This window comes from Rhodococcus sp. 14-2496-1d (genome assembly GCF_002259365.1).
Classification (GTDB): Bacteria; Actinomycetota; Actinomycetes; order Mycobacteriales; family Mycobacteriaceae; genus Rhodococcoides.
Genome location: NZ_NPFV01000029.1, coordinates 119,295 through 131,972 on the forward strand (window position 1 = coordinate 119,295; position 12,678 = coordinate 131,972).

A 12,678-nucleotide genomic window follows, 5' to 3' on the forward strand; every position below is an offset into this window, starting at 1 on the left:
CTTTCCGATTCCTCCGCGATTCATCCGGCACCGAGAAGCAGATCGGCGATGGCACCGGCACCGACCGGCCGGCCCAAGAGGTATCCCTGCGCGAAGTCGCAGCCGGTAGCGGCCAGTGCCTCCAGTTGCTCCTCGGTCTCGACGCCCTCGCCGACGACGGTGACGTCGAATGCGCGTGCCAGTGCCACGATGGCCGAGACGATCGCGCGAGCCCTGGGAGCGGGCAGCCGGGCGATGTACGACTTGTCGATCTTGAAGCACTCGAACATGGGGTAGCGGTCGAGATACGACATGGAGCTGTGGCCTTTACCCATGTCGTCGAGCAGCAGAGCCACACCCATTGCGTGCAGGGCAGAGACGGTGTCGGCGACCCGTTCGGTGTCCGCGACCCACACGGTCTCGGTCACCTCGAGTCCGAGAGCGAAGGCAGGCAGTCCTGTCTCTGCGAGTATGGACGCGACCTCGGCGGGAAAGTCGGGATCGCGGAGTTGCAGCGCGCTGACGTTGACGCGAACCACGATGTCGGAGAACGTCCGCCATCGCGCCGCGGCCGTGCAGGCGGTACGCAGCGCCCATGCGCCCAATGGTGTTGCAAGACCTGTTCTTTCGGCGACGCCGACGAACTCGCTCGGTTCGATGGGGCCGAGCTCGTGGTGATTCCAGCGGGCGAGTGCCTCCACCGCGACGATTTTCCGCGACGCGATGTCCACCAACGGTTGGTACGCGAGAGTGAGCTCGTCGGCGCGCAGCGCCGCTCGCAGATCTATCGACAGTGACCTGATGCGATCCGCGTCGTAGAGATCGGTGGGATCGAAAACGGCATGCCCGCCGGTCCCACTGTCCTTCGCGCGGTACATGGCCAAGTCGGCGCGGTGGATCAGCTCGTGCCGAGTCGAATTCGGTTCGGACACCGCGATACCGATGCTGGCGCTCAAGGGAATGGGCACGTCCTCGGCCGAGAAGGGAACCGCAATGGAACTCGTGATGTGTCGCGCCAATTCCTCCGCATGAGCCACGCTGTCCACACCCTCGCAGACGATCAGGAATTCGTCGCCGCCCAGGCGCGCGATGGTGTCGGCGTCTCGGATCGCCGAGGCGAGCCGTTCGACGAACTTGACCAGCGCCCTGTCTCCGGCGTCGTGTCCCAAGCTGTCGTTGATGATCTTGAAGTCGTCGATGTCGAGCAGCAGAAGAGCCACGGTGCCGGACTGTTGTCTCGCGCGGTTCAGTGCCGAATCGATGACCTCGTATGCGAGGGTGCGGTTGGGTAGACCGGTCAGGGCATCGTGAGTACTGCGTCGTCGCAGTTGAAGTTCGAGGTCGATGCGTCGTATCGCCGCGGATACGATGCCGGCCACCGAACTGAGGAACGACACCTCTTCGTCGCGGTAGAGACGGGCCTCGACGCTGTGAATGGAGAGAACTCCCCACGCTTTTCCGGCGGCGGTGAAGATGGGAACTCCGACGCCGCTGCGCAGGCCGAGCGAGATCATCGTGTCGGTCCGGAATCGATTCTCGGTGTGACAGTCGTTGCACACGACAGGCTCCGAGAGGGTCAGGGCGAGTCCCACCAACGAACCGTCCCCGGAGGGAATGTCCTGACGCATACCGAGTACACCGCTGGCCGCGTCCATGGTCAAGTACGGGTCGGTCGGGTGCTCGAGGTGGGCGATGGCGGAGTTTCCCACGCCGATCAGGGTGGCTGCGGTGGCGGTTGCTGCGGTGAGCAAACTGGGTAGCTCGGCGATGACGGCGAATCGGCTCAGATCGGCCAGAGCCTTCTGCTCCTGAGCATGACGACCGGCGACCACTGCATCGGCCGCGATCCTGGCATTGCGCTGCTCCACCGTATGTCGGTGCCGAATGGTGGATGCCACCACGTCGGCGCCGCCGTCGTCACGAGGGATCACATAGGACGACACCACCACCGGCATGCCGGTCCCGGTCACGTGATGGCGCAGCTCGCAGTACCCCTCCCATTTGCCTTCGGAGAGCAGCCCGGCGGCGATGTCGTCGGTGAGATCGACTCCGTCTGAGGTGAGCAGTTCCAAGGCCGAGAGTTGGCCGACATCGGCCACGTCATCGAGTCCGATCAGGGTTGATCCTGCGGGATTGATGTACAGAATTCTCCCCGTGAAGTCGGACAGCGCAACGAAGTCCGGAGAACGTTCCAGGAAGGATCGAAGACTCACCGGATCGTCCGGGAGATCGAACATCGGCCCTCCGATCCGTTTCGCTCGGGATACGAGCGCATCGCACCCATGTTATTCGTGGTTCACGTTCCAAGGGTGCGAACACGACGTAGACCTGTGTGTGCGGGGCGGACGGATTCGCTCGTCGCCGCTCGTCGGTCTGTCCACCGTGGGCGTCGAGGGGACGTTCATCGACGAAGATCGCCACGTCGCCCACCATCGTGACCTCGACCCGCTCGAGTCTGGCGGACGGCGGAACGGTCACCACACGATCGTCATGTTCTCGACACGAACGCGACCGAAGAATCGATGTCGTCCCCGGAGAGGAACGCAGCTGATCGTGACAACGATCTCGCAGTCGCCCCACACGGTCGGTGGCCGAGCGGGCTCACGGTGTCGATCACCTGGGTGGACGGCGACGTCGAACTGACGGTGCGCTTCGCGCTGTCGAGTGTCATGACGCCCGAGAATTCGTGAGCGTTGCAGGGGGCGAGACTGCAGTCCAAACTGGGACCCATCATGACGAACTACGATCTGCGCGCGAATCCACGAAAACTGCGGCCGCGTCCTGCGGTCCCGCGCGAGGCGGCGATCGAACTGACGTCCAGCGGGGTGCCTGTTTCCGAGCGTGACTTCTTCATCGAGGAATTCCGCGGGGTCACGATCGTGATTGCCCTTCCCGTGTTGAGCAGCGCTGCGCTCGAGGCAGTGAAACGAACGGTCGGGGAGTTCGGTCCTGGTGATACGCGATTCATTTTCGTGGTTCCGGTCGACCACGTTTCGCAAGTCGCCGCCGCAGTCAATGGTGTGGCCATGGAGAGTGGAACTGTCTGGAATGACGAGTCCGTCGCCCGTCTGTGGCTCGCTATCGCAGACTCGGAATGCGTCGTGATCGGGGCGGAGGCAACCGCGGTCGCGCGCACCGCAGGCACCGTGTCTGCGAGCGTGCGGGCTTCGAAGATGGTTCTGACCGACCCGGGAGGAGGTTGGGGCGATCCTCCTCGCAGCTTCGCCGACATGGACCTGCACCGCGAGCGACTGGTCGCTCATCTGGCCGAACGGGGTCTCGACGACTTTCCGTCCGCGGCCGAGGCGGCACTTGCCGGCGGTGCATACAGCGTAAACCTCTGCCGCGGCGAGGATCTCGAGTTCGAGCTGTTCACATTCGACGGCCGGGGGACCGTCCTAACCCAGGGGCGCTACCTCCACTTGGCGTCCTTGCAGGTCGACGATTTCCCTGCAATCGAGGCGTTGGTCGCACAGGGAGTGCGAGAAGGAGTCCTCAAGCAGCGCAGTCGGATAGAGATTGCCAGGATGGCGGTCGGAGGACTCGGTGCGCGGGTACTGCGTACCGGGCACCTCGCCGGTATCGTCGGGCTGGAGATAGACCGTTACGCAGGAACGGGATTCGCTGAAGTGTCGGGTCTGATCACAGTCGCCGAGTTCTCCGGACTGGGAGCGGGTGGCCTGCTGATGGACGGACTGTTGGAGGAGTGCCGCACGAGGGGCATCGAAAACCTTTTTGCGGTCACCGTCAGCAGTGAAGCCGCGGAGTTCTTCGTCAAACGCAATTTCGTCGAAGTCGGGCACCGGGAGGTCCCTGCGGCGAAATGGGATGACTACGACGCCCATCGACTCGAGGCTGCACGGTGTTTTCTTCGATCCGTCTAGACGGATCCCTATGAACAGTCACGGGGCAGCGCCTGCACTCGATGCGGTTGCGACTACTTGACATAATGTTGATTATCGGCAAAAAGATGGCGCAGCTCGGAAGCTGACTGGCCGGTCGGCACGGCGGTCGGGTTCGTGTGAGTCGAAATGTACGGGTGTGTCTGCATCCACTCTTCCGCCGGCGTGCGCGCAGTTTTCGAGCATCGATCCGGCCGTCCGCCGTTGGCCGGCTCGGCTCTTCGCTGTGATTGGATGACGTGCGCGTATCCACCTGATCCAGGCCACCTCTGGGGCCGCTCCTGGGTCGGCCCCGTTTCACTACTACGAAACGTCACAGTGACGTTTTGAGGTGATGCGGCGGGAGCTGGAATCTTCTCAGTGCGACGGTGATCATGTCGAAAACGGTCATTTCGATCGGTATCAGCTGATTCCGTGGTCGAAGCGCACGTTTCTGCTACTGTCCGTGAAATTGCTCGGTGCAGATACCAGCCGAAGGTCACCCGATGTTCGCCGTTCGTCCGTTCATCTCGGCCTCGGGTCGACGTGTGTCGTCGCAACAGCGCGCGGACAGTTCGGTGGCGGGGCTGTTGGATCTGGACGCGACTCGAACTCGCGTCATTCGATTACTCGTCGGCTCGGGGACGTTGTCGATCGGTCTCATCGGTTTACTGAGCGCACCGTCCGAGGAATACAGCGGTTGGCGAGTGCATGCGGTGGTAGCAATCAGCCTGACCGCGTTTCCGGTCGCGTTGCGTTGGTTCTTCGGTCGATGGCCGGGACCGCGTCTGCTGACTGCATTCATCGTGTATTCGGATGTATCGATCGCCGCCGGTCTGTTGTTGAAGGACACGACAATGACTGCGATCGGCGGCACGGTACTCTTCGCCGTCATCACCACTCTGGCTGTGGTGGCGGTGCCGCTACTCCCCTGTCTCGTGCACATCGTTTTCGCCACCGGCGTCCTTGCGGTGGTGGCCGTACTCACCGTGCACGCGGACGTCGCCAGCGGCTGGGTCGTTGCCGCACACAGTTCGACCATGCTGTTGATGTTCGCGTCTCCGCTCATTCTGATGGTGTACGTGAGCGAGCTCAGATCTCGGGCGCGGGAGTCGCTGGTGGACCCGCTGACCGGCCTGCACAACCGTCGCGGGCTGTTCGCTGCAGTAGCTGCTACCGCGATGACGACGCCGGATGTGGAACCGAAGGTGATATGCGCCGTCGCCGCCGATGTCGACGGGATGAAGGGTGTCAACGACAGCTACGGACATCACACCGGCGACGCGGTTCTCGTCGATGTGGCCCAGCACATGCGAGCGCTGGCGGCCAACCGCTGGATCGTCGCACGACTGGGCGGTGACGAGTTCGCGTGCATTGCCGTCGGGCGACCTGCCGACCTCACCGACCGAACTGCAGAGCTCGTGGAGCGCCTCGGACGGGCCCGGATGTTGTCCGGACTCACCGTCAGTGTCGGGTCGGCAGTGGTACCCGTCGACGCGGACAGTGATGTGCGGCAGTCCGCACACGACGTACTCCGCATCGCGGACTCGGAGATGTATCGAGCGAAACGCAGTCGCTGGCCGGCGTGAGAGCAGACACCGAGCGAATTCGTCGTCACCGCAACGTCATCGAGTTTTCAGATACCACCGTGGGAGTGCCACCCACAACGTGAGCAGAAGGGTCAGAGCGACCAGTGCCGCTACGATGCCGACGAGCGGACCGACCACGAAGTCGAACGTGAGAGCCACTACTCCCACCAGTGCGATGCCGAGCATGAACAGGCCTGCGATCGCGAGTCGGTTGCCGACCCGTACGAGTGCATCGATTTCTTTGTGACGGAACAGAATTCGGTGCATTCCCACCGGCGCAATCAAAAGGATGGTTGCAACGATCGACGCACTGACGGTGATCAGATACACCGCTCGGCCGAATGTGGACACGTCGTCGAACCGTTGTTGGAACGGCAGGGTCAGGAGAAATCCGGTCAACAGCTGAACCCCGGTCTGTTCGACGCGCAGTTCCTGAAGTAACCCGAGCCAGTTCCTGTCGAGCTGCTGAGTCGGCGTCTCTCCCCTGGCCCGTGCATTCCACTCGGCATTGGGAGGTATCGACCGATCGGTCACGGGCTCTCCTTGTGTGTTGCCGGTTCGGTCACCGGTCGGGTGACGCCGTCGACGGCGGGTGTACCACGATCGTCGGCGAGAGCGTCGTTGCCCTGGACCGGGGACGCATGGCCAACCTGGTCCGCCAGCTCCAAGCCCGCTCCCGCGTATACGTTGAAGGCGATGTCGACACCGTGATCCCTGGCCCACTGCACTTCGTCGTCGTAGCGCGCGACAGCAGCGACCGTGCCACTGAACCCGGATTCGCGCAGACAGGCGAGGGCAGTGACGTTGGCGCCGTGACGCGGCATCGCCAGCACCGCGATTCGAACCGACTCGGAGTGGCGTAGTTGGTTCCAGAAGTCCAGGTCGGTCGCGTCGCCTTCGATCACTCGCAGGCCCTGGTCGGCGAGTCGGCGAATGCGTGGCCCGTCGTAGTCGACACCCACCACACCGAGGCGGTAGTGGTCGGTCAGCCGCTGATACGCCGCGAACCCGACACGCCCCATCCCGATCACGACGACCTCTGCATCGCCGGCGTCACCGGAACGTTCCTCCGGATGCAGACTGTTCTCGTCCTGCTCGGGCAAACGAGTCGCAATCTTCTCGACCATCAGGTGCCCTCGTCCGTTGACCAGCGCCGACGCCACGAAGCTCAGGGCCACGGCTATCGACATCTCGACCAGCCATGCCGGTGCCAGCAGGCCGGTCGTCACTCCGACCGAGACGACGATCAATCCGAATTCCGAATAGTTCATCAGGCTCAACCCGGCAAGGAGAGCTGTTCGATATCGCAACTTCATCAGGGCGAACAACGCGAGATACAGCACGGACTTGAGCGGCAACAGAAACACCATGAGCAGTGCGACGCCGAGACTGGGCAGGTCGGGTAGACCGGACAGACCGATCGAGACGAAAAAGCCGACCAGCAGCAGTTCCTTGATGTGGAACAACGATCGAGACAGCTCGGACGATGCCGGATGCGACGCCAGCAGCACACCGATGATCAGTGCACCCAGGTCTCCTTTGAGACCCAGTGCGGAGAACAGCGCGTAACCGGGCACCAGCGCCATCACGATGCCGAAGAGGGATTGCATCTCACCGTGACCCAGTCCGCTCCATACTCGTCGGAGGATGCGAGTGACGGGCCACAGCAGCACCAGCATCAGCGCCCAGGGACTGGGCAGCGTGCCGCTGGTGACGGTCAGGAACACCACGGCGACGATGTCCTGCATCACCAGGACACCGATCGCCACCCGTCCGTAGAGGGCGTGTGACTCCCCTCGCTCCTCGAGAACCTTGACCACGAAGACGGTGCTCGAGAACGACATGGCGAAGGCGAGCAATGCGATCGTCGTCAGGCTCTGCCCGGACAGCATGGCCAACCCCGCCACGGCAGCCAGCCACAGAACGGTGGTACCGACCACGACGCTGATCACCAGATGCACCGAGGTGGTCAGCCACACTTCCCGTCGCAGCAGAATACGAACGTCGAGCTTGAGACCGATGGCGAACAACAGCAGCGTCACACCCAGATCAGCGAGCAGCTCGAGCTGGGGCACCTCACCGACGTCGAGTGCATTGATGACGAAACCGGCAGCCAGAAATCCGACCAGTGGAGGCAGCCGTACCACCATGGCAAGTCCACCCAAACCGAAGGCGATGACGAGGTAGATCGCGGCAACTGTCATGCACGGTCCCTTTGCTGGTGGGCTGCAACCGGATCTCCAACGGATCGTTCGACATCGGCACATGCCGTCGGAGTGTCCTCAGTATCCCGGCAAGACCGCAATTTCACAGCGCACGAGGCTCGACGCGAACGGCGGTCGACGAAGCGGATCGCTTCGTCGACCGCCGTTCCTACGTGACGCTTCGGCTGGGAACTTTCAGAGCTCGAACTCGGCCGGATCGATTCCGACCGCGAAGCACGCGTTGCGCACTGCGGCCTTCTCGTGATCGTCGAAATGGCCGTCTGCGCCGCCGATGATGATGCCGATCTGGATGACGGCTCGTGCTTGGTCGGGCTTCGATTTCAGTTTGCCGATCGTGGCTGTCGCCTCGACCTTCCCGAAATCGAAATCTCCTTGCAGCTTGTCGCAGTACCAGTCGAATTTCTGCCGAAGTTCGTCGGGCTCGAACACTCGCAGTGCCTCGTTACCGGCGATGAGAGAGGCCGTCTTCTGGCGCTCGGCAGGATCGATGGTGCCGTCGGCCGCCGCGATCAGGGCGCACATGGCCATGCTGCCGTTGGCGAATTCCTTGTTTTTGAACTGGCTGGTCTTCGTCTGCAGCTGGCCGTTCAATTCCTGTGCCTTGGACTTGAGTTGATCCCAGAACGCCATGGAGCTCCTCACTAGGTGGTACTCGCCCGCACAGTCGCGCGGGCTTCGACCATTGTCCACGTAGTCGGTGAACTGGAGAGGAACTCCAGCTCAGCGCAGCCGTTCTGCATCGTGCGCCTTGGCCAACAGTTCGACGCACAGTCGGTGCAATTCGGCGGCGTCGGCACCCTCCGTCACCGCAGTGCTGACGTCCTCGGCAGCACACCGAACTTCGAACGCTCTGTCGGCCGCCGCCGATACCTCCTCGGCGGTCAACACGACAGCGTCGTCGGGAATCGACGTCCCTTTGGTCGCGCTGCGTTGCTCGTAGGCGCGTTGACGGCACGATTGACGGCAGTACCGCCGCTTCCGGCCGGTTCCGGAATCGGCGACCGGGCGTCCGCACCAGGTGCATGTCTGGTCGCGGCGGGTTCTGACGGACATGGTCGTTCAGCCTACTGCGGCCGCGAGGTAAGATCGCCCGATAAGCTGCGCCGATCGGACCGCGCCTGGACCCATCGGCTCGGGAACGAACCGACGTGCGGCGACGTTGTAGATCAGTGGGTAGACGGTGTAGTTCGAAGTCGACGGATGGCTTCGGCGCACGTACCTACTATCGATGGAGAGGACTTCACCATGGCAGATCGTGTACTTCGAGGTAGTCGGCTGGGAGCGGTCAGTTACGAGACCGACCGTGATCACGACCTGGCACCCCGCCGCGTTGCGCGCTACCGGTGCGACAACGGCGAAGAGTTCGACGTACCGTTCGCCGACGATGCCGAGATTCCCGGAACCTGGGCATGCCGCAACGGCCTGGAAGGGTCGCTGATCGAAGGCACCGCGCCGGAGGCCAAGAAGGTCAAGCCTCCCCGCACCCACTGGGACATGTTGCTCGAGCGTCGCTCGGTCGACGAGCTCGAAGAACTCCTCAAGGAACGCTTGGACCTGCTGAAGGTGAAGCGCCGCGGCGCATGACCGTCGCCGCTCACTGCACCGCCTGATTGGAAACAATCCGGCGGTGCAGTTTTTTTTGTGCTATTCGAACCTGCTGAATGTTTCGATGTGCTTTGTCGCATTAATTGTCCACCGAACGAGGATTCCAATACGATCGACTGGCGGTGTCAGAGTCCGAGGTGACATCATCGAGTATCGGTTGTCACACAAGTGGACGATTCGTGAACGGTTGCCGTAACAGTTATCGGACAATATCGATAAACAGCAGGCACCGGAGTCGAATAAACCAGGGGGCATCAACACGTGAGCCAGGATTCTGATCAGCGCTCGACCGACGCCTTGCGTACGGCGGCCTCCGATGCGAAATCGGAAGGTCATCGCGCAGTCGGCGAGCAGAAGCTTGCGGAGTTGAGGCGCGAGTTGGACGGAATCGACGAGGTTCTGCGCGCTGCAATTCGAGACCGCATCGATGTGTGTGTACGAGTTGCACACGTAAAACGTGAACATGACATTCCGATGATGCAACCAGGCCGCGTCGGACTGGTGACCGAACGAGCACGAGAATTCGCGTCGGCCAATGGACTGTCTCCCGATTTTCTCGAAGATCTGTATCGATCGATGATTGCAGAGGCATGTCGCGTCGAGGATTCGATCATCGATTCTCCGACGCCCGGGCCCGGCCTCGACAGTGAACGGTAGAAGCACTCCGATGACGATCCATACGCTCCTGGTGGACAATTACGATTCGTTCACCTACAACCTGTACAGCCTTCTGACCGAGGTGAACGGTCGACCGCCCACTGTGGTCAAGAACGACGTCGAGTGGACGTCGCTGAATTTCGACGCCTACGACAACGTCGTGGTCTCGCCCGGTCCCGGGCGTCCGGATGTGGAGCAGGACTTCGGGATCAGTGCCCGCGTGATACTCGAGTCGGGTCTACCGATACTCGGCGTGTGCCTCGGGCATCAGGGTCTGTGTCATCTGTTCGGTGGCAGTGTGGATCTCGCGCCCGCGCCGATGCACGGCAGGATCACCGACATCACCCATACGGGTGTGGATCTGTTCGAGGGGATTCCGTCGCCGTACTCGGTGGTGCGATATCACTCACTCGTCGTAACCCGCACCCCTGCCGACTTCGAGGAAGTCGCGTGGACGCCCGACGGACTGGTCATGGCCGTTCGTCACCGCAGCAAGCCCATGTGGGGAGTTCAGTTCCATCCCGAGTCGATCAGCACCGAATACGGCCGCGAACTACTCGCGAATTTCCGCGATCTGACGTTGGCTCGATCGAGTGCATCGAGTGATGCGCGTACTCAGGATTCGATGTTCACCATCGAAACACGTTCGCTGGAGGGGGCTTTCGACTCCGAGCAGGTCTTCGAAGCTCTTTTCGCGGACGGCTCGAAGAGTTTCTGGCTGGACGGCAGCGCGGCTCTCGAACCCGACTGCAGATTCACCGTCATGGGCGACTGCTCGGGTCCCCACGCGGAGTACGTGACCTATTCGGTAGCCGAGACCACGGTGACCGTGCAAGGTCCAGACGGTACGACCGAGCGTATTCACTCGACGTTCTTCGACTACATCGACGACCGTTTACGAGAGCGGGCCACTCCCCCTCGGCACGACCTACCGTTCGCTTTCGGTCTCGGTTACGTGGGGTACCTGGGCTACGAACTCAAGGCCGACACCGGTGGGCAACTGGTGCACACCTCTGCGACTCCCGACGCGTCGATGGTCTTCGCAGACCGCGCGTTGGTGTTCGACCACGAGGCAGGCACCCTCTATCTGATGGGGTTGGCCACCACCCCCGGGGATCCTGTGTTGGCGACGTGGTTCGACTCGGTCACCGATACCCTGCATGGTCTGTCCCGAAAGGTCGCCCCCGACAAGCGTCCGGGTGTGCCTGCCTCCGGCACTCCCTTGCTCGGAGCCGATCGGTCGCTCGAACCCCGCCTACGCCACGACCGTGCCCACTACCTCGATCTGATTTCCCAGTGTCTTGCCGAGATTCGTTCCGGTGAGACGTACGAGGTCTGTTTGACCAACACGGCGACCGTGGCCGGTTCCATCGACGCGACCGCCACCTACTCGTACATGCGCGAAATCAACCCCACTCCGTACAGCGCCCTGCTGAAGTTCCCCGAGCTGTCGGTGTTGAGTGCGTCTCCGGAACGCTTCCTGCGCATCGACGCCGACCGCATAGTCGAGTCGAAGCCGATCAAGGGAACTCGTCCTCGCGGAGCCACCGCGCAGGAAGACAACGCACTGAAGGCCGATCTCGTCGCGAACGAGAAGGACAAGGCCGAAAACCTGATGATCGTGGACCTGGTGCGCAACGACCTCGCCCAGGTCTGCGTGCCGGGGTCGGTGCACGTGCCGAAGCTGTTCGATGTCGAAACCTATGCTCCCGTACACCAATTGGTTTCGACGGTCCGTGGGCGCCTGCGCGACGACGCGTCGGCCGCGGACTGTATCCGCGCTGCGTTTCCGGGTGGATCGATGACTGGAGCTCCGAAGATCCGCACGATGGCGATCATCGACAAGCTCGAAGACGGACCGCGGGGGGTGTACTCGGGTGCCATCGGTTACTTCTCGATCACCGGCACCGCGGATTTCTCGATCGTCATTCGCACGATCGTGGCCACCGAACACGAAGTGACGTACGGCGTCGGCGGCGCGATCGTCGCTCTCTCCGATCCCGACGAGGAGTTCGAGGAGACCATGGTCAAGGCTGTGTCGATGCGCCGCGCGCTGACCGGAAGAACCGAAAACAGCGGGTAGGGCACTGACGCCCTACCCGCTGTTCGACACTCCCCGACTCGGGGTCGACGTGCCTACGGAGTGGTGAAGTACTCGAACACTGCAGGCTGAGCCTGCGGGTTTCCGTTGCTGGTACCGATGACTGCGCCCGCGACCGTACCGATGACGGTTCCGATGATGCACCCGGAGATGAAGTTCGGGAAGATCGACACACAGCCGATAGCGAAACCGAGGCCTGCGCCGATCGCCGTGCCGACACCACCACCATTGTTCCAGCCGATCGCGAGCTGGTTGACCATGTTGTCGAACGCCTGCTGCTTGGTCCGCGGACCGGCGACGTCGGCGACGGGAACCGTCTGCGGAGTCAACGTCAGTTCGCGACCCTCGGCACCGATCAGCGGTGCGATCGAGTAGACGGTGCCGTTGACGGTGTACTCCAGCGGGACAGATGCAAGCGTGGCACCGGCCTGGTCGATGACGGACACGGTCTCGCTTGTGGCGTCGACCCGGAACAGTCCGGCATCGAGGATGGTGGTGACCGTTCCGTCGGGGTTGACCGACGTCTCGTAGTTCACCGTGTCCGACGACGGGTCTGCCACAGCATGGCCCGCTCCGGTGGCCACCGCAGCGGTCAACGCCACCGCTACCGTTGCTGTTCTGATCAGTTTCACTTATGTCCC

12 protein-coding genes are annotated in these 12,678 nt (G+C 62.4%); 6 read left to right on the plus strand and 6 right to left on the minus strand.

The genetic code is table 11. The annotated features are described in order from the left end of the window. Positions 1-20: 20 nt before the first annotated feature. Positions 21-2,216 (minus strand): EAL domain-containing protein, encoded by a 2,196-nt coding sequence (locus CH296_RS22050; RefSeq protein ID WP_094685762.1) that lies wholly within the window; start codon positions 2,214-2,216, stop codon positions 21-23. Between the two features lie 285 nt (positions 2,217-2,501). Here CH296_RS22050 and CH296_RS29065 point away from each other — a divergent pair, with 285 nt between their 5' ends. The 3 genes from CH296_RS29065 to CH296_RS22060 all read left to right on the plus strand — a co-directional run bounded on the left by CH296_RS29065 (position 2,502) and on the right by CH296_RS22060 (position 5,449). Continuing rightward, entirely contained in the window at positions 2,502-2,669 is a 168-nt protein-coding gene (locus tag CH296_RS29065; RefSeq protein ID WP_179277795.1) for a hypothetical protein, read from the plus strand. A 42-nt stretch (positions 2,670-2,711) separates the two neighbouring features. Next, positions 2,712-3,863, plus strand: a complete 1,152-nt coding sequence (locus tag CH296_RS22055; protein ID WP_094685932.1) for a GNAT family N-acetyltransferase — start codon at positions 2,712-2,714, stop codon at positions 3,861-3,863. A gap of 503 nt (positions 3,864-4,366) precedes the next feature. Then, a complete protein-coding gene (locus CH296_RS22060; protein WP_094685763.1) occupies positions 4,367-5,449 on the plus strand; it encodes a diguanylate cyclase in 1,083 nt (360 codons plus the stop codon). A 36-nt stretch (positions 5,450-5,485) separates the two neighbouring features. Here CH296_RS22060 and CH296_RS22065 read toward each other — a convergent pair whose 3' ends face one another. From CH296_RS22065 to CH296_RS22080, 4 genes are all read right to left on the minus strand, one after another. After that, positions 5,486-5,983: a DUF6328 family protein gene (locus CH296_RS22065; RefSeq protein WP_094685764.1), complete on the minus strand. Its 498-nt coding sequence runs from the start codon at positions 5,981-5,983 to the stop codon at positions 5,486-5,488. Beyond that, positions 5,980-7,653: a cation:proton antiporter family protein gene (locus tag CH296_RS22070; protein WP_082322663.1), complete on the minus strand. Its 1,674-nt coding sequence runs from the start codon at positions 7,651-7,653 to the stop codon at positions 5,980-5,982. Before CH296_RS22070 ends, CH296_RS22065 begins: the two co-directional genes overlap by 4 nt. Positions 7,654-7,848: 195 nt before the next feature. Further along, positions 7,849-8,304, minus strand: coding sequence for a tellurite resistance TerB family protein (locus tag CH296_RS22075; protein ID WP_032398482.1), 456 nt, complete (start codon positions 8,302-8,304; stop codon positions 7,849-7,851). Positions 8,305-8,394: 90 nt separating this feature from the next. Next, the gene (locus CH296_RS22080) at positions 8,395-8,727 is read right to left on the minus strand and encodes a hypothetical protein (RefSeq protein ID WP_032398096.1); all 333 of its coding nucleotides are present in this window, start codon (positions 8,725-8,727) and stop codon (positions 8,395-8,397) included. 192 nt (positions 8,728-8,919) lie between these two features. Between CH296_RS22080 and CH296_RS22085 the strand changes: the two genes are divergently transcribed. The 3 genes from CH296_RS22085 to pabB all read left to right on the plus strand — a co-directional run bounded on the left by CH296_RS22085 (position 8,920) and on the right by pabB (position 12,019). After that, complete coding sequence (locus tag CH296_RS22085) at positions 8,920-9,258, plus strand: RNA polymerase-binding protein RbpA (RefSeq protein WP_027497120.1); 339 nt, start codon at positions 8,920-8,922, stop codon at positions 9,256-9,258. A gap of 282 nt (positions 9,259-9,540) precedes the next feature. Then, positions 9,541-9,936 (plus strand): chorismate mutase family protein, encoded by a 396-nt coding sequence (locus CH296_RS22090; protein WP_230597022.1) that lies wholly within the window; start codon positions 9,541-9,543, stop codon positions 9,934-9,936. A gap of 10 nt (positions 9,937-9,946) precedes the next feature. Next, positions 9,947-12,019 (plus strand): aminodeoxychorismate synthase component I, encoded by a 2,073-nt coding sequence (pabB, locus tag CH296_RS22095; RefSeq protein ID WP_094685765.1) that lies wholly within the window; start codon positions 9,947-9,949, stop codon positions 12,017-12,019. 53 nt (positions 12,020-12,072) lie between these two features. On the opposite strand, the gene CH296_RS22100 is transcribed toward pabB, so the two are convergent. After that, positions 12,073-12,669, minus strand: a complete 597-nt coding sequence (locus CH296_RS22100) for a hypothetical protein (protein WP_032398095.1) — start codon at positions 12,667-12,669, stop codon at positions 12,073-12,075. Between the last annotated feature and the right edge of the window lie 9 nt (positions 12,670-12,678).